At 71.6% G+C, this 17,003-nt stretch carries 16 protein-coding genes; 12 read left to right on the top strand and 4 right to left on the bottom strand.

Going from position 1 to position 17,003, the window contains the following annotated elements; genetic code table 11:
• Nucleotides 1-81: 81 nt before the first annotated feature.
• The 6 genes from ABT070_RS20510 to ABT070_RS20485 all read left to right on the top strand — a co-directional run bounded on the left by ABT070_RS20510 (nucleotide 82) and on the right by ABT070_RS20485 (nucleotide 5,664).
• Entirely contained in the window at nucleotides 82-708 is a 627-nt protein-coding gene (locus tag ABT070_RS20510; protein ID WP_351762459.1) for a TetR/AcrR family transcriptional regulator, read from the top strand.
• Nucleotides 709-1,035: 327 nt separating this feature from the next.
• Nucleotides 1,036-2,664 carry a sensor histidine kinase gene (locus tag ABT070_RS20505; RefSeq protein ID WP_351762456.1) on the top strand — a complete coding sequence of 543 codons (1,629 nt, stop codon included), beginning with the start codon at nucleotides 1,036-1,038 and terminating at the stop codon, nucleotides 2,662-2,664.
• Nucleotides 2,661-3,068, top strand: coding sequence for a roadblock/LC7 domain-containing protein (locus ABT070_RS20500; RefSeq protein WP_062646899.1), 408 nt, complete (start codon nucleotides 2,661-2,663; stop codon nucleotides 3,066-3,068). The genes ABT070_RS20505 and ABT070_RS20500 overlap by 4 nt, the downstream gene beginning before the upstream one ends.
• Entirely contained in the window at nucleotides 3,065-3,496 is a 432-nt protein-coding gene (locus ABT070_RS20495) for a DUF742 domain-containing protein (RefSeq protein WP_351762453.1), read from the top strand. The genes ABT070_RS20500 and ABT070_RS20495 overlap by 4 nt, the downstream gene beginning before the upstream one ends.
• Nucleotides 3,477-4,097, top strand: coding sequence for a GTP-binding protein (locus ABT070_RS20490; protein ID WP_351762450.1), 621 nt, complete (start codon nucleotides 3,477-3,479; stop codon nucleotides 4,095-4,097). Before ABT070_RS20495 ends, ABT070_RS20490 begins: the two co-directional genes overlap by 20 nt.
• A 58-nt stretch (nucleotides 4,098-4,155) precedes the next feature.
• Nucleotides 4,156-5,664, top strand: a complete 1,509-nt coding sequence (locus ABT070_RS20485) for a cytochrome P450 (protein WP_351762447.1) — start codon at nucleotides 4,156-4,158, stop codon at nucleotides 5,662-5,664.
• Here ABT070_RS20485 and ABT070_RS20480 read toward each other — a convergent pair.
• Nucleotides 5,658-6,629 carry an RluA family pseudouridine synthase gene (locus ABT070_RS20480; protein WP_351762444.1) on the bottom strand — a complete coding sequence of 324 codons (972 nt, stop codon included), beginning with the start codon at nucleotides 6,627-6,629 and terminating at the stop codon, nucleotides 5,658-5,660. The two genes, ABT070_RS20485 and ABT070_RS20480, sit on opposite strands and share 7 nt — an antisense overlap.
• Nucleotides 6,630-6,697: 68 nt before the next feature.
• Here ABT070_RS20480 and ABT070_RS20475 point away from each other — a divergent pair, with 68 nt between their 5' ends.
• A complete protein-coding gene (locus ABT070_RS20475; RefSeq protein ID WP_351762442.1) occupies nucleotides 6,698-7,279 on the top strand; it encodes a GNAT family N-acetyltransferase in 582 nt (193 codons plus the stop codon).
• A 106-nt stretch (nucleotides 7,280-7,385) separates the two neighbouring features.
• Here the strand turns inward: ABT070_RS20475 and ABT070_RS20470 are convergent, their stop codons facing one another.
• The gene (locus tag ABT070_RS20470) at nucleotides 7,386-8,942 is read right to left on the bottom strand and encodes an amino acid permease (RefSeq protein ID WP_351762440.1); all 1,557 of its coding nucleotides are present in this window, start codon (nucleotides 8,940-8,942) and stop codon (nucleotides 7,386-7,388) included.
• A 238-nt stretch (nucleotides 8,943-9,180) separates the two neighbouring features.
• Here ABT070_RS20470 and ABT070_RS20465 point away from each other — a divergent pair, with 238 nt between their 5' ends.
• The 3 genes from ABT070_RS20465 to ABT070_RS20455 all read left to right on the top strand — a co-directional run bounded on the left by ABT070_RS20465 (nucleotide 9,181) and on the right by ABT070_RS20455 (nucleotide 11,770).
• Nucleotides 9,181-9,804 (top strand): PadR family transcriptional regulator, encoded by a 624-nt coding sequence (locus ABT070_RS20465; RefSeq protein WP_351762437.1) that lies wholly within the window; start codon nucleotides 9,181-9,183, stop codon nucleotides 9,802-9,804.
• 164 nt (nucleotides 9,805-9,968) lie between these two features.
• A complete protein-coding gene (locus ABT070_RS20460; protein WP_351762434.1) occupies nucleotides 9,969-10,997 on the top strand; it encodes an ABC transporter ATP-binding protein in 1,029 nt (342 codons plus the stop codon).
• Nucleotides 10,994-11,770 carry an ABC transporter permease gene (locus tag ABT070_RS20455; RefSeq protein WP_351762431.1) on the top strand — a complete coding sequence of 259 codons (777 nt, stop codon included), beginning with the start codon at nucleotides 10,994-10,996 and terminating at the stop codon, nucleotides 11,768-11,770. Before ABT070_RS20460 ends, ABT070_RS20455 begins: the two co-directional genes overlap by 4 nt.
• A gap of 116 nt (nucleotides 11,771-11,886) precedes the next feature.
• Here ABT070_RS20455 and ABT070_RS20450 read toward each other — a convergent pair whose 3' ends face one another.
• Together ABT070_RS20450 and ABT070_RS20445 are read right to left on the bottom strand one after the other, a co-directional pair.
• Nucleotides 11,887-12,732: a siderophore-interacting protein gene (locus tag ABT070_RS20450; protein ID WP_351762429.1), complete on the bottom strand. Its 846-nt coding sequence runs from the start codon at nucleotides 12,730-12,732 to the stop codon at nucleotides 11,887-11,889.
• A 161-nt stretch (nucleotides 12,733-12,893) separates the two neighbouring features.
• A complete protein-coding gene (locus tag ABT070_RS20445) occupies nucleotides 12,894-13,835 on the bottom strand; it encodes a 5'-3' exonuclease (RefSeq protein WP_351762426.1) in 942 nt (313 codons plus the stop codon).
• Between the two features lie 204 nt (nucleotides 13,836-14,039).
• Here ABT070_RS20445 and ABT070_RS20440 point away from each other — a divergent pair, with 204 nt between their 5' ends.
• Both ABT070_RS20440 and ABT070_RS20435 read left to right on the top strand, forming a co-directional pair.
• Nucleotides 14,040-15,125: a quaternary amine ABC transporter ATP-binding protein gene (locus ABT070_RS20440; RefSeq protein WP_351762424.1), complete on the top strand. Its 1,086-nt coding sequence runs from the start codon at nucleotides 14,040-14,042 to the stop codon at nucleotides 15,123-15,125.
• Entirely contained in the window at nucleotides 15,118-16,932 is a 1,815-nt protein-coding gene (locus ABT070_RS20435) for an ABC transporter permease/substrate binding protein (RefSeq protein ID WP_351762422.1), read from the top strand. Before ABT070_RS20440 ends, ABT070_RS20435 begins: the two co-directional genes overlap by 8 nt.
• Nucleotides 16,933-17,003 lie beyond the last annotated feature (71 nt).

The raw sequence follows: 17,003 nt of genomic DNA, 5'->3' as shown, positions 1-17,003 counted from the left end.
CGGTTACCGACTCCTCACCGGGCCGCCCGCGCCGGATCGCCCGAAGATCGCCGCCCGGGGCCGTGTGCGAGGATCGAACGCATGGGGACGAGCAGCGGACGTCGAGTGGGTCGCCCACGCGCCGCGCAGCGCCCGGACAGCGGGCTCGCGCCGCGCGCGGAACTGCTCGTGGCCGCCGCGGAGTTGTTCACCACGCGCGGCTACGCCGCCACCACCACCCGGGCCGTCGCCGAACGCGCGGGAATGCGCCAGGCCTCCATGTACCACTACGTCTCCGGCAAGGAGGAGCTGCTGGCCGCGCTGCTGGAGTCGACGGTCACTCCCTCGCTGACGTACGCCCGTGAGCTGCTCGCGGACGACGCGCGGCCGGCCGAGGACCGGCTGTGGGAGCTGTGCCGCACCGACGTCGAGCTGCTGTGCGGCGGCTCGCACAACCTCGGCGGCCTCTATCTGCTGCCCGAGGTGCGCACCGAGCGGTTCGCCGGTTTCCATGCCGTGCGCGCCGAACTCAAGGACACCTACCGCCAGTTGATCGCCGCTACCGTGGCGGGCGGCGCGCTCGCGAAGGGCGCGCTGGATCTGCGCACGGACCTCGTCTTCGGCCTCATCGAGGGCGTCATCCTCGTGCACCGCTCGGATCCCGACCGCTCGGTCTCGGAGTTCGCCCGCGCCACCGCCGACGCGGCACTGCGCATCGCGGGGAACTGAACACCGCCTCTCGCGGGGAACTGAACACCGCCTCTCGCGGGGCACCGCACTCCGCCCGGGCCGGTCGCGGGCGCTCGTCTCATCCGTCCCGGTGAACTGTTTCGGACGCCCGTGCGACATCACGGAGCGTGTTCGAGTGAATGCCGAACGTGCAAATGGGCTGAGGTTACTCCACGTACGGAAGCGGTTTCAGGCAGTCGCCGAATATGACACGGCGATGATCCGGTCGGACTAAGCTCGCCCGCGGCGCACCGAGTTGAGGCGTATTCGTGCGCTTGTTCCCAAACTTCCCGAAGATGCCGACAGATCCCTACAGAGGGTGCCCACATGGTGAGTGTTCAGTCCCCACCCGGTCGCCGAGAACTTCCCTACGCGCGCGTGCTGTTGCTGCCGGCGATACTGATGGCCGCGGCGACCGGAGCCGCCGTCGCCCTGGTGGCGACGCAGGCCCGGCTCGCCGTCGGCGTCTGCGGAGCCGTCGCCACCCTCCTGGTGATCGCGGCGGGAGCCGAGTCGGTGCGCCGTGGGCGGCGCCTGCGGGAGCTGCGCGCGGAGCGGGACCGGAGCGTCGGGCACCTGGAACGGCGGGTGGCCGGCCATGCGGAGCAGAACCGCCGCCTCGCCGAGGAGTTCGTGCCCAACGCCGTGGCGTGGCTGCGGGCCGGGAATTCCCCCAGGGAGGTGATGCGCGACTTCAGCGAGGGTGATCCCGACTTCCGCGAACTCGACGACGCGCAGCGCGCCGTGATCAGGAAGATCCTCGACATCGTCGACCACGAGGAGTCCCTGCGCGACTCGGCGCAGCGCTCCTTCGTCAGCATCGCCCGCCGGGTGCAGGCCATCGTCCACCAGCAGTCCGCGGAACTGCGGGAGATGGAGGAGGACCACGGCCGCAACCCCGAGGTCTTCGACGACCTGCTGCGCATCGACCACGGCACATCGCTGATCGGCCGCCTCGCCGACTCCATCGGTGTGCTCGGCGGCGGCCGGCCCAGCCGCAACTGGCCCCAGCCGGTCCCGCTGTACAGCGTGCTGCGCGGCGCCATGTCCCGGATCCTGGAGTACCGCCGCATCCAGCTGGACTCCATCGCCAAGGTGAACATCGGCGGCCTCTCCGTCGAGCCGCTCATCCACGCGCTCGCGGAACTCCTGGACAACGCCACCCGCTACTCGCCCCCGCAGAGCAAGGTGCACGTCAACGCCGTCGAGGTGCAGACGGGCATCGCCATCGAGATCGAGGACGCCGGCGTCAGCCTCAGCGAGGAGGCCCGCGCCAAGGCCGAACGCATGCTGGAACAGGCCATGGCGGGCGTCGACATCCAGGACGTCGGCGGCACCCCGCGCCTGGGTCTCGCGGTCGTCGGCCGTCTGTGCACGTCGTTCAACCTCCAGGTGTCGCTGCGCACCTCGGCCTACGGCGGCGTGCGGGCCGTCCTCATCGTGCCGAGCGAGATGCAGACCTGCGATCCCGCCCCCGGCTTCGCGCACGGCATCGGCGCCACCGCCGTACCGCAGATCGACCTGAGCCAGATCGGCGAGGGCCCCAAGCGCCCGCCGAAGAAGCGCCGCCCCACCAACGCGCGTATCCCGGCCGGAGTCTCCCTGACCGACGACGAGGTGCCCGAGGTCACCGAGTGGACCGATCAGGGTCTGCCGCAGCGCCGCAGCAAGACCACGATCCCGATCACCCAGCGCTACGCCGAGGCGTACGCCGCCCAGGAGGCCGAACGCCTCGGCAAGCCCGACCCGTTCGCACAGCGCCGGCCCGAGCCCGAGCCGGAGCCCCAGAAGAAGCGGGAGCCCGGCCTGGCGTTCGAGGCCTTCTGGGAGGGCCTGGTCAAGGCGGCCCCGCCCGGCGTGCACCCCACCGACTTCACCCGCAATCCCACCGCGTATCTGCACCTGATCGAAGACAAGGCCGAGCCCGAGGCCGACGATGAAGGGGACCTCACGTGATCCAGCAGCGCCAAAACTTCGACTGGCTGCTCAAGGAGCTCTACGACGGGGTTCCCGGCATCGAGATGATCGTGGTCCTGTCGGCCGACGGACTGCGCATCGCCCGCTACGCCGGCGACCCCGACGCCGCCGACCGGGTCGCCGCCGCCTGCGCCGGCCTCCAGAGCCTGGCCGCCGCGGTCGGCCAGGAGATCCACTCGAGCACCGGCGAGATGGACATGGTCGTCATCGACCTGAGCGGCGGCTACTTCTACATGATGTCGGCCGGCGCCAACGCCTACCTCGCCGTCCTCGCCGACGTGCGCTGCGAGGCCAGTCGGATGAGCGGCATGATGCGCGACCTCGTGGTCCGCATCGGCGCCCATCTGACCAGTCCGCCCCGGCGCAACGGGCAGAGCGTATGACGCCTCCGCAACGCCGCCGGCGACAACCCCTGCCGCAACCGCCCCCGCCGCCCCCGCCGCTTCCGCCGCTCCCGAAGGACGCGAAGGAGGGAGCCGAGGGGGAGGGCAAGAACCCCGAGCGGCTCTACATCATCACGGGTGCGGACGGCGAGCGCGCACCCGTCGACCTCGTCACGTTAGTCGTGGCGCGTGCCGAACCGCCCTCGTCGGCCACCCCGGAGCAGACGGCGGTGCTGCGGATGTGCGCCGCCCCGCTGTCGGTGGCCGAGATCTCGGCCTACCTCGGCCTGCCGTTCAGTGTGGTGACGGTGCTGCTCACCGAGATGCTGGCGGCCGAACTCGTACAGGCACGCGCCCCCATCGTCCGGCAGCAGCTCCCCGACCGTTCCCTTCTCGAAGCGGTGATGCATGGACTTCAACGGCTCTGACACGATCCCCGGCCCACGGGCCGAGGACCATCTGCCGCACACCACCACGGCCGCGGCGAAGATCGTCATCGTGGGCGGCTTCGGCGTCGGCAAGACCACCATGGTCGGCTCCGTCAGCGAGATCAGGCCGCTGACCACCGAGGAGACCATGACCCAGGCGGGCATCGGGGTCGACGACAACTACGGCTCCGAGACCAAGACCGCCACCACCGTGGCCATGGACTTCGGCCGGATCCGCATCACCGAACAGGTCGTGCTCTACCTCTTCGGCACACCCGGCCAGGAACGCTTCTGGTTCCTGTGGAACGGACTGTTCGAGGGCGCGCTCGGCGCGGTCGTCCTGGTCGACACCCGGCGCCTCGAGGTCAGCTTCGAGGTCATGGGCCGGCTCGAGGAGGGCGGCGTGCCCTTCGTCGTCGCCGTCAACACCTTCCCCGACGGCCCCCGTTACCCCATGGACGACCTGCGCGCGGCCCTCGATCTGCCGCCCGAGATCCCGATCGTGGAGTGCGACGTGCGCCGCCGCGCCTCCAGCCGCGACGTCCTGATGACCCTCATGCGCTTCCTGCACTCCCTGGCCCTGACCCGCAGCCTCACCTGACCCGCACGGCAGCACTTCCCCACACACCGGATCCAGCACAGTTTCGGAGCGACCCCCTGTGACTCCCGAACACCCCACCCCGACCGGCCCGCACGGCCTCGCCCTGGACCCGCCGGCCGGCTGCCCCGCGCACGGCCGGGGCCCCGGCGGACTGGCCCGCCTCTACGGCCCCGGCGCGGAGGACCTGAACGAACTGTACGAGCGGCTGCGCGAGGAGCACGGCCCCGTGGCGCCGGTCCTGCTCCACGACGACCTGCCGATGTGGATGGTCCTCGGGCACGCCGAGAACCTGCGCATGGTGCGCACGCCCTCGCAGTTCACCAAGGACACCCGTACCTGGTCGCAACTGCTCGACGGCAAGGTCAGGCCCGACCACCCGCTCATGCCGCACATCGCCTGGCAGCCCATCTGCGCCCACGCCGAGGGCGACGAGCACAAGCGGCTGCGGGGCGCGGTCACCGCGGCCATGGCGACCATCGACGACCGCAGCGTGCGCCGCTACATCAACCGCTCCACCCAGCGCCTGGTCAACCGCTTCTGCGAAGAGGGCCGGGCCGACCTGGTGGGCGACTTCGCCGAGCACCTCCCGATGGCCGTGATGTGCCATGTCCTCGGCATGCCCGACGAGTACAACGACAAGATGGTGCACGCCGCCCGCGACGCCCTCAAGGGCAGCGAGACCGCGGTCGCCAGCCACGAGTACGTCGTGGGGGCGCTGGGCCGGCTCACCACCCGCCGCCGTGCCGAGCCCGAGGACGACTTCACCAGCCACCTCATCGGCCACCCGGCGGAACTCACCGACGACGAGGTCAGGGAGCATCTGCGCCTGGTGCTCTTCGCCGCCTACGAGGCCACCGTCAACCTGCTCTCCAACGCGCTGCGCATGGTCCTCACCGACCCGCGCTTCCTCGCCCAGCTCAACGGCGGCCAGATGACGGTCGCGGAGGCGGTCGAACAGTCCCTGTGGGACGAACCCCCGTTCAGCACCATCTTCGGCTACTTCGCCAAGCAGGACACCGAGCTCGGCGGTCAGCGCATCCGCCGGGGCGACGGTCTCTTCTTCGCGCCCGCACCCGGCAACGTGGACCCCCGGGTACGCCCCGACCTGTCCGCCCACATGCAGGGCAACCGCTCGCACCTCGCCTTCGGCAGCGGTCCGCACGAGTGCCCCGGCCAGGACATCGGCCGCGCCATCGCCGACGTCGGCGTCGACGCACTGCTGACGCGGCTGCCGGACGTGCAACTCGACTGCGACGAGGACGAGTTGCGATGGACGATGTCGATCGCCTCGCGGCACCTGGTGGAGCTGCCGGTCCGGTTCGAGCCGAAGGACCAGCAGGACGTCAAGCACAAGCCGAGCCACGCCCCGATCCCGCCGCAGCGCCTGACGCGGCCGGTGGGCACGCAGCCGCGGCCCGCGCCGGCGCCCGCCCCCGAACCGGTGGCCGCCCCGGCGCCCGCGCCGCGTCCGGCGCCGAGTTCCGCGCCGCCCGTCCCGCAGCCGGCGGGGCCGGTCCGCAGGCCCGACGCCTGGCGGCGCTTCCTGTCCTGGTGGCGCGGCTACTGAGCGGCGCCCGCCGCCGGAGCGGCGGCCCAGCCGTCGTACGACGTCCAGGCCTCGAGCACCCGGCCGCTCCGCAGCCGGTACTCCGTCCCCGTGACCGGATCGGTGAACTCCAGCTCCCGCGCCAGTAGTTGGAGCGGGCGCCGGAAGTCGCCGGCCGGCACGGCGGCGGTCACCTCGGGGTAGAGCGGATCGCCGAGGAGGGGCACGCCGAGCGTGTTCATGTGGACGCGCAGCTGATGGGTCTGCCCGGTGGCGGGCAGCAGCCGGTACCGGCCGAGTCCCCGCCCGCCGTGCTCGACGAGCTCGACACGGCTCACGGCGTTCGGCTCGCCCGCCACCTCGTAGGCGGCCAGGACCCCGCGCTCCTTGACGATCCGGCTGCGCACGGTCCGGGGCAGGGCGAGCTCCGGGTCGTACGGCGCGACGGCCTCGTACACCTTGCGCACGCGGCGGTCGCGGAACAGCGACTGGTACGCGCCGCGCTCCTCGGGGCGCACGGTGAACAGCACCAGCCCGGCGGTGAGCCGGTCGAGCCGGTGCGCGGCGCCGAGCGCGGGGATGCCCAGCTCCCGTCGCAGCCGGGCCAGCGCGCTCTCGGTGACATGGCCGCCGCGCGGGGTGGTGGCCATGAAGTGCGGTTTGTCGACGACGACGATGTGCTCGTCGCGGTGCACGATCTCCAGCGGGAACGGCACGGGCACCTCGGGCGGCAGCTCGCGGTGGTACCAGACGAACATCCCCGGCACGTAGGCCGCGTCCGGCGCCACCGCCCGCCCGTCGGCGCCGACGACGAGCCCGGCCTCCAGCATCCCGTCCACGACCCCGGCGCGCGCCGCGCCCAGCCGCTCCACCAGGTGCTCCCGCACGGTGGCCCAGGCGCCCTCGCCGGGCAACCGCACCCGCACCGGGTCGATCCCGTCGCGCTGCGGCAGCGGGGAGGGCGGGGGAGGCGTACGGCGTCTCATCGGGGTCAAGCCTACGGGGCCGGAAATCCCGTTGGTCCGGGCCCTGGCCGGTTGGCAGGATGCGGATCATGCCCTACACCGCCGGCTCCGTCCTGCCCGCCGGAACCCTCTCGGGGGCCCCGCAGCCCGTGCTCCGCAGCGGCGACGGACTGCTCCTGCGTCCTTGGCGGGCCGAGGACGCCCCCGCCGTGTACACCGCCTTCCAGGACCCGGCCATGCACCAGTGGCACATCAGGGCCGCCGACTCCGAGGAGGAGGTCGCCGGCTGGATCGAGGAGTGGCGCTCGAACTGGGCGGAGGAGCGGAGCGCCCAGTGGGCCGTCGTCGACACGGACACCGGCGAACTGCTCGGGCGCGTGGCGCTGCGCGGCATCCTGCTCGCCGAGGGCGTGGCCGAGGTCGCCTACTGGACGACAAGGGCGGCCCGCGGCCGGGGAGTCGCACCCCGGGCCACGACCGCCCTCACCCGCTGGGCCTTCGACGAGATCGGCTTCCACCGGCTGGAGCTGATGCACGCCATCGCCAACGAGGCCTCCTGCCGGGTCGCGGGCAAGGCCGGCTTCCTCCTGGAGGGCACCAGGCGCAGCGCCGCCCTCCACCAGGACGGCTGGCACGACATGCATCTGCACGCGCGCGTGCAGGGCGACTGATGCACGCGCGCGTGCAGGGCGACCGAGCGAGGCGCACCGGACGTCGCGCGCCGCACGGCTTCGCGGCCGCGAGCCCGCCGGCCCGCCCGCCCGCCCGCCTTGCGGTCTACGCGGCCGCCGTCTCCGGTACGGCCGGGGCGGGGGCCGGGGCCCGCCTGCGGTAGGCGCGGAAGGCCACGCCGGTCGCGAGCGTCGCGCCGAGGAACAGCACGGTGAACCACTGGAAGTACCAGTGGCCGCCCGCCGGGTCGTAGACCGCCGCGCGCGGCCAGGCCAGGTTGACCGTCATCAGCAGGCCGTAGAGGAGCGCGAGTGCGTTCACCGGGACGCCCCAGCGGCCCAGGGAGAACACGGGGGCGCCCGTCTCGTCCGTGCCGGCCGAGGAGAACCCGCCGCGCAGCCGGCGCACCAGCAGCGGTCCGGTGACCATCGCGTACGCCAGGTACAGCATCACGATGCAGGTCGTGCCGATGGCCAGGAAGGCCTCCGGTGAGGCGAAGTCGAGCAGCAGCAGGGCCGCCGCGAGGACGCCGACCACCAGCGCCGGGGCGCTCGGCATGCCGGTACGGGGGTTCACGCGCGCGAGGCGGCCGGAGAACGGGAGCTGTCCGTCGCGGGCCATGGAGAACAGCATCCGGCAGGCCGCCGTCTGGATGGCGAGCGTCGCCACCGCGATCGCGACCACCACGTCGGCCAGCAGCACCTTGCCGACGCCGTCGCCGAGGCTGCTGGTGAGGACGTAGCTGAGACCGTCGACCCCCAGGCGCCCGTCGGTGAGGCTGGGCGCGGCCAGCAGTCCGCCCAGCACGATCAGCCCGCCGAGCAGACCGGCGGCGCCGAGCGCGGTGAGGATGGTGCGGGGCGCCGTACGGCGGGGGTGGTGCGTCTCCTCGCTCATCTCGCCCGCGCTGTCGAAGCCGATCATCACGTACGCGGCCGTGAACGAGCCGACGAGCAGTGCCCCGAACAGGCCGTTCTGCGCGGCCCCCGCGGTGTGGAACGTGATGGTCGGGGTGCGCTCGGAGTGGGTGAGCAGCAGCACGACGATGAGTACCGCGCCGATGATCTCGGCGGTCACGCCGACCCGGTTGATCACGGACATCACACGGTTGTCGACGACGTTCACGAACGTGGTCAGCGCCAGCAGGAGCACACCGAGCAGCGCCGCGTTCGCCGCGCCGTCGGGTGAGGTGGGCGCCGGGTCGGTGCCGATCAGCTGGAAGCCCGACCAGATCGCCGGCAGCACCATCTGGAGCGCCAGCGCGGCCGCGGCGACCACGACGATCTGCCCGATCACCATGATCCAGCCGGCGAACCAGCCGAACGAGGGCGTCGACAGCCGTGACGACCACTGGTAGATCGCGCCCGAGATCGGGTAGCGCGCCGCCAGTTCCGCGAAGCAGGCGGCGACCAGCAGCTGACCGATCAGCACGGCGGGCCAGGCCCAGAAGAAGACCGGGCCGCCGAAGGCGTAACCGAAGGCGAAGAACTGGAAAACGGTCGTCAGGACGGAGATGAAGGAGAACCCGGCGGCGAACGAGGCGTACCGGCCCAGGCTGCGGTGCAGTTCCTGGCGGTAGCCGAACTCGGCGAGGGTGCCGTCGCCCGGGTCGGGGGAGTGCGGCGGGTCGGGGCGTACGTCGGAAGGGGCTGTTGTCGTCACGGCGGAACCTGCCTTGGGCCCAGAGGGAACGTAATTCCTGTCGGGCGACAGAAATTAGGGACGCGCTGTTTCCTGCGCGTCACGCCGCCGTGTCCGGGGCGGGCCCAAGTCCTCACGTCCTCGCGCACCTCACTCGATCGCGTTACATCGCGTCTCTTGCGGGGGTCCGAGGACTCGCGATATGTTCGGCTACGGATATTCGGAAGCGAGCCCTGAGCCGGGGAGTGAGGTGGTCGTCGTGGCGAGGAAGCGCCGCAAGCTCAGCAATCCGTTGGCGCTCGCCGTGATGACGACGCTCTGGCAGAAGCCGATGCATCCGTACGAGATCGCCCAGACCCTGCGCAGCCAGGGCAAGGACACCAGTACGAAGACGAACTACGGCTCGCTCTACACCGTCGTGCAGAACCTCGAGAAGTACGGCTTCGTCGAGGTGACCGGTGTGGAACGCCAGGGCAACCGCCCCGAGCGCACGGTCTACGGGCTCACCGAGGCCGGGCGTGAGGAGATGGCCGAATGGCTGTCCGACCTGATCGCCATCCCCGCGAAGGAGTACCCGATCTTCGAGACGGCGCTCTCGCTGATGGCGGCGCTGCCTCCCGACGAGGTGGTGCGCCTGCTGGAGACCCGGCTGAGTTCGCTGGAGGTCCAGGTGGCCAGCGGCCGGGGCGCCCTCGAGAAGCTCTACGAGACGCTGCCGAGGCTCTTCCTCGTCGAGGTCGAGTACCAGCTGCACATGGTCGAGGCGCAGGCCGGGTGGGTCGGCGGATTCCTCGAGGAGATCAGGAAGGGCTCACTGCCCGGCGTCGAGGAATGGCGGCGTTTCCACGAGACGGGGGAGCTGCCGACGGAATTCACCTCTTGAGAACGACCCCGGCAGGGCTGTTGCAGCAGCTCCGCCGGGGTCCCCAACCCCGAACGGAATCCGCCGTGAGGCGGCTCCGGGCCATCGAGGTGCGGCACACCCAGGATAGCCCGGCGCTCTTCACGCGGATCAGCAGTCCTGTCCGCTCACGAAGGAGCACCGTCATGAGCAACACCCGCGCGCCCGCGGTCGAGGCGCGTCAGCTCGTCAAGACCTACCCCGGTGGCGTCACCGCCCTGAACGGCCTCGAGATCACCGTCGAGCCCGGCACCGTCTTCGGGCTGCTCGGCCCCAACGGCGCCGGCAAGTCCACCACCGTCAAGATCCTCACCACTTTGGCCCGCCCCGACTCCGGGTCCGCCACCGTCGCCGGGCACGACGTGCTGCGCCACCCGGACCGGGTGCGCCGCGCGATCGGCGTGGTGGCCCAGAACTCCGGCGCCGACCCGGTCGCCACCGGCCGCGACAACCTCCGCCTCCAGGGCAGGCTCTACGGCGTGCGGGGCGCCGCCCTCGACCGGCGCGTCGACGAGCTGCTCGAACGTTTCGCGCTCGCCGAGGCCGCCCGGCGCCCGGTCAAGGGCTACTCCGGCGGTATGCGGCGCCGGCTCGACGTCGCGCTCGGCCTGGTGCACCGGCCCGAGGTGCTCTTCCTCGACGAGCCCACCACCGGTCTGGACCCGGAGGCCCGCACCGCGATGTGGGACGAGATCGGCCGGCTGGCCGGCGAGGAGGGGCTGACCATCCTGCTCACCACGCACTACCTGGAGGAGGCCGACCGACTCGCCGAGCGCGTCGCCATCGTCGACCGCGGCCGGATCGTCGTCACGGGCACTCCCGACGCCCTCAAGGGCGAACTCCGCGGTGACGCCGTGCATGTGGAGCTGCGCTCCGCGCCGGGCGAGAGCGGCCGCACCCTGCTGGAGGGCGCCCTGGGCGGGCTGCCGGGTGTCCACGAGGTGGTGTGCGACGGGCCCCGGGTCAGCGTCCGCGCCGCGGACGGAGCTGCCGCGGTGCCCGCGCTGCTCGGCGCACTGGAGCGGGCCGGGGTGGCCGTCGCCACCGCGACCGTCGCCCGCCCCTCCCTGGACGACGTCTACCTGCGCTACGCGGGCCGCCGTTACGCCGAGGCCGAGGCCGCGAGCGGGACCGTCGCCGCCGACGCCCTCACCGTCGCCGGGGGTGCGCGATGAGCACCGCGATCGTCCAGACCTGGTACATGACGCAACGCCAGCTGATGGTGTTCGCCCGCCAGCCCGCGTACGCCGTGATCACGCTGATCCAGCCGGTGATCTGGCTGTTCCTGTTCGGCAGCCTCTTCAAGAACGTCGTGGCGCTGGGCGGCTTCGGCACGGCCTCCTACCTCGACTACCTGGTGCCGGGCGTGGTCGTGATGAGCGCGCTCGCCTCCAACCTGTGGGCCGGCATGGGCACGTTGGAGGAGATCCAGCGCGGCACCCTCGACCGTTTCCTGACCACCCCGGCCAGCCGGGCCGCGCTGATGAACGGCAATGTCGTCCACAACGGCATCGTGACCGCCCTCCAGTCGGCCGTCATCGTGCTGCTCGGCCTGGCGGGCGGTGCGGAGTACCCGGGCGGCGTCGTGGGCGTCGTCGTCCTGGTCGTCGCCTCGGTGCTGCTGGGCACGGTCTTCGGGGCGCTGTCCAACGCCCTGGGCATGCTGGTGCGGGAGCGGGAGTCGATCATCGGCGTCAACACGTTCCTGCTGCTGCCGCTGACCTTCCTCTCCAGCGCGTTCATGGCGCCGGACCGGATGCCCGGCTGGATACGGCAGGTGGCCCGCTTCAACCCGTTGGACTGGGCGATGGTCGCGGGCCGCTCGGCCCTGTCCGCCGACCCTGACCGGGACGCGGTGCTCCTGCGCGGCGGGGCGCTCCTCGTGCTCGCGACGGCGGCCGTGTGGCTCTCGATCAGGACGTTCCGGTCGTACCAGCGGTCGGTGTAGCGGCGGGCCGGTGCGGCCCCACGGGGTCGCAGACGCGGCCTCAGGGGGGCGCCGGTGCGGCCCTCACGGAGTCGTCGGGGCGGCCCGCGCCACGAGTGCGGGCCGCTTCCGCCAGGTCACGCGGCCGGTGCCGCGCCTTCCTGCTCCGCCTCCACGCGCGCGTTCCAGTCCCGCTTCGAGGCCTGCCAGCCGTCCTCGTTGTGGCCGAGCCGCCAGTAGCCGGAGATCGACAGGTCCTCGCGCGGGATCTGCAGTTCGACGCGCAGGAGTTTGCGCAGTTCCTTCACGCAGGCGGCCTCGCCGTGCACGAACGCGTGCACGCGGCCCTCGGGGAACTCCAGCGCCTGTACCGCCTCGACGAGCCTCTCGCCGACCGGGCGGTCGCCGCGGTGCAGCCAGACGACCTCCACGTCGGAGTCGACCTTCTGCTCCTCCTCGGGGCCCGACACCTCGATGAAGGCGTGGGCGACGCTGCCGGCGGGCAGCGACTCCAGGGCGGCCGCGATGGCGGGCAGGGCGCTCTCGTCGCCGGCCAGCAGATGCCAGTCGGCGGCCGTGTCGGGCGCGTAGGCGCCACCGGGGCCCATGAAGCGGACGGTCTCGCCCGGCTGGACGCGCGCCGCCCACGGCCCGGCCAGGCCCTCGTCGCCGTGGACCACGAAGTCCAGGGTCAGCTCGTGGAGTTCGGCGTCCCAGTTGCGCACGGTGTACGTGCGGGTCACGGGCCACTGCTCACGGGGGAACTCGGCGCGGATGTGTTCCAGGTCGAAGGGCTCGGGGTAGGTCACGCCCTCGGGACCGAAGAGCAGTTTGACGTAGTGGTCGGTGCAGGTGCCCGCGGTGAACTCGGCCAGGCCCTCGCCGCCGAGCACGACACGCTGCATATGAGGGGTGAGCCGTTCGGTGCGGACGACCTGCGCGGAGTGGGGCTTCCGCGGCTTCCGTGCCGGACGTTCTGCCATGACGGCCTCCCATGTGGGTATGGTTAGGTTTACCTAAGTTAGCATCTCTCCCCCCGGTGATGCCCTCCCCCTTCGAGAGGTCGGCCACCTCTCATCCGGAACTCATGCAGAGGATGACTCTCGGCCTGTGCCGATGTCATTCCCCGACACGGGAACATTGGTTACGCGGGCGGTGCGCCCAACGTCGTCAGCAGCCGCTGGAGCGACCCGCCGAGCCCCCAGCGCCGCCCCAGTGCCTCCAGTGTCTCTCCGTCCCGCGGCGCGTGCGGCAGGGCGGTGTCCACGTCCGGCAGCGGCACGTCGTCGGCGACCTCGACCACCTTCGGCGCGACGGCGAGATACGGCCGCGACTCGTCCAGCCGCTTCCGCTGGGACGGAGTCAGCTTCGCCTTCGGGTCGTCGACCGCCGCCACGATCCCGGCCAGGTCGCCGAACTCGGCCAGCAGCTTGGCCGCGGTCTTCTCCCCGATGCCCGGCACGCCCGGCAGGCCGTCGCTCGGGTCGCCGCGCAGCAGCGCCAGATCCGCGTAGCCGCTCCCGTCGACGCCGTACTTCTCGCGCAGCCACGCCTCGTCGGTGAGCTGGAGCGTGCCGACGCCCTTCAGCGGGTACAGCACGCGCACTTCGCGTGCGTCGTCCACCAGCTGGTAGAGGTCGCGGTCGCCGGTGACGATGTCGACCGGGCCCTTCGCCCGGCCGGTGAACGTGCCGATCACGTCGTCCGCCTCGTAGCCCACGACGCCCACCCGTGCGATGCCGACCGCGTCCAGGACCGCCTCGATGATCGGCACCTGGGGCGAGAGCGTGTCCGGCACCTCCTCCTCGTCCGGTCCCGACTCGCGCACCTCGGCGACGCGGTGCGCCTTGTAGGAGGGGATCAGGTCGACCCGCCACTGGGGGCGCCAGTCGGCGTCCATGCAGGCGACCAGCTCGTCCGGCCGGTGGTCCTTCACCAGCCGGTCGATGAAGTCCAGCAGTCCGCGCACGGCGTTCACCGGGGTGCCGTCCGGCGCCTTCACGGAGTCGGGGACGCCGAAGTAGGCGCGGAAGTAGAGCGAGGCGGTGTCGAGGAGCATCAGTCGTCCGGTCACGCCTCGCATCATGCCGCACGCGTGCCCTGGTGACCGGTGCGTATTCACTCCCGTGGCAGGAGCGAACCTCTTGTGAAACCTGCTGTGAACTGAACCACTCGTACGTTTGCCCCCATCGGACCAGGGCAGGGGCGGCCTCGGAGCAATGCCCGGTTGCGCTTTCAACTGTTTGCTGTTGCCGAGTGCTCCGATTCCTGTCCCCGACGAGAGGTACGCGTGTCCTCCAGGCTTGAGGCCGAGCATCTGCACAAGGTGTTCGGCAGACGACCGCAGCAGGCAGTCGAGCGGCTCCGGGAGGGAGCCGACCGGGAGGAGCTGCGTGCCGACGGCACGACGGCCGCCGTCATCGACGCCTCCTTCACGGTGGAACCGGGCGAGATCTTCGTCGTCATGGGTCTGTCCGGTTCGGGCAAGTCCACCCTGCTGCGGATGCTCAACGGGCTGCTGGAGCCGACCGCCGGGCGCGTTCTCTTCGACGGCCAGGACCTCACCGCCCTCGCCGACCGCCCGCTGCGCGAGGTCCGGGCGAAGAAGATCAGCATGGTCTTCCAGCACTTCGCGCTCTTCCCGCACCGCAGCGTCCTCGACAACGCCGCCTACGGCCTCGCCGTCCAGGGCGTCCCCCGCCGCGAACGCGAGGAGCGGGCCGCCGAGGCACTGCGGCTCTGCGGTCTGGCCGGCTGGGAGAAGTCCTGGCCGGACGAGCTGTCCGGCGGCATGCAGCAGCGCGTCGGCCTGGCCCGCGCCCTCGCAACCGACGCCGACCTGCTCCTGATGGACGAGTCCTTCAGCGCGCTGGACCCGCTGATCCGCCGCGACATGCAGGACCAGCTCCTCACGCTCCAGCAGACGCTGAAGAAGACCATCGTCTTCATCACCCACGACCTCAACGAGGCCATGCGCCTGGGCGACCGGATCGCCGTCATGCGCGACGGCCGCATCGTGCAGACGGGCACGGCCGAGGACATCCTGATCCGCCCCGCGAACGACTACGTCGCCTCCTTCATCCAGGACGTCGACCGCTCGCGCGTGCTGACCGCCTCCGCCGTCATGGACACCGCCGTGCGCGGCGACGAGGCCGACTGCGGCTGCGAGACCGCCACCCCCGACACCCCGTTCACCGCGCTGTGCGCGCTCAGCGCCCGCCTGAGCCATCCGGTCGCCGTCCTCGACGGGAAGCGCACACTCGTCGGCGTCGCGTCGGGACAGCGCCTCGTCCGTTTCCTCGGCGACGAACAGGGCCCGGCGACGGCCTGCGACGGTCCGCGCGACGGCGGGAAGAAGGTGATGGCCCGTGCCTAGGCTGCACCTCGGCGACTGGGTCGACTCCGGCGTCGACTGGCTCGTCACCCACATGTCCTGGCTCTTCGACGCGATCAAGGCGCTCGTCGAAGGCATGTACGACGGCCTCGACGCCGTCCTCACCGCCCCCGAACCGCTCCTCCTCGCGGGCATCCTCGCGGTGCTCGCCTGGTGGCTGCGCGGCCTCGTCGCGGGTGTCCTGGCCTTCGCCGGGTTCGTCCTCATCGATTCCCTCGCCCTGTGGGACGAGGCGATGTCGACACTCTCCCTGGTGCTCGTGGCCACGGTGATCGCCCTGGTGATCTCCCTCCCGCTGGGCATCTGGGCCGCCCGTTCCAAGGCCGTCAGCGCCACCCTCAGGCCCGTCCTGGACCTGCTCCAGACGATGCCGTCGATGGTTCTGCTGATCCCGGCGATCCTGTTCTTCGGCATGGGCGTCCCCGCGGGCGTCATCGCCACCCTGATCTTCGCGCTCGCCCCGGGTGTCCGGATGACCGAGCTCGGCATCCGCCAGGTCGACGCCGAACTCGTGGAGGCCGCCGAGGCGTTCGGCACGACGCCCCGCGACACCCTGCTGCGCGTGCAGCTGCCGCTCGCCCTGCCGACGATCATGGCGGGCATCAACCAGGTCATCATGCTGGGCCTGTCGATGGTCGTCATCGCCGGCATGGTCGGCACCGGCGGCCTCGGCGGCGCCGTCAACGAGGCCATCGGCCAGCTCGACATCGGCCTCGGCTTCGAGGCGGGCCTCGGCATCGTGGTCCTCGCCATCTACCTGGACCGGATGACCGGCGCCCTCGGCACCCGGATCTCCCCGCTCGGCCGGCGCGCCGCCGCCAAGGCCCGCGGCACGGTGTGGACGTACCGTCCGCGTCCGGCCGTGGCCGTGGTCGGCGTGGTCGTGCTCGCCCTGGTCGCCGGCGGCATGAACGTCTTCGGCTCCTCCTCCGGCACCGCCGAGGCCTCCGCCTCGGACATCGGCAAGGGCAAGGAGGTCAAGATCGGCTACATCCCGTGGGACGAGGGCATCGCCTCCACCTACCTCTGGAAGGAACTCCTGGAGGAACGCGGCTTCGAGGTCACCACCACCCAGTACGCCGCCGGCCCCCTCTACACCGGCGTCGCCACCGGGCAGATCGACTTCCAGACCGACGCCTGGCTGCCCACCACCCACGACGAGTACTGGAAGAAGTACGGCGACCGGCTCGACGACCTCGGCTCCTGGTACGGCCCCACCTCCCTGGAGCTCGCCGTCCCCTCGTACGTGAAGGACGTCGGCTCCCTGGCGGACCTGAAGAGCCATGCCGCCGAGTTCGACGGCAAGATCACCGGCATCGAGCCCAGCGCCGGGATGATGGGCCTGCTCAAGGACAAGGTCCTCAAGCAGTACGGCCTCGACGACTCCTACACCGTCGTCGACGGCTCCACCCCGGCCATGCTCGCCGAACTCAAGCGCGCGTACGCCGCCAAGAAGCCGATCGTCGTCACCCTGTGGTCGCCGCACTGGGCGTACAGCGACTACAAGCTGCGCAAGCTCGAGGATCCCCGGGGCGCCTGGGGCAAGGGAGACGGCGTGCACACCGTCGCCCGCAAGGGCTTCGCCGCCGACAACCCCGAGGTCGGCAAGTGGCTGAAGGACTTCAGGATGACCGAGGCCCAGCTCACCGGTCTGGAGGCGCGGATCCAGGACGCCGGCAAGGGCAAGGAGCAGGACGCGGTCCGGACCTGGCTGAAGGAGAATCCAACTCTGGTCGAGAAGTGGGTACCGGTCGCCGATTCGGGGCAGGAAAGCCGGGCGGCCCGGTGACCTGACAGCACCGCGACCGCCCTACGAGGGGCGGGCACCGACGTACGGCCCCGCGGGCCCGCGTCGGGGCC

The sequence above is a fragment of the Streptomyces sp. NPDC002884 genome (assembly GCF_040295245.1).
Lineage (GTDB): Bacteria > Actinomycetota > Actinomycetes > Streptomycetales > Streptomycetaceae > Streptomyces.
Note: the sequence above shows the minus strand (reverse complement) of the source record. Positions and strands in the feature narration are given on the sequence as shown.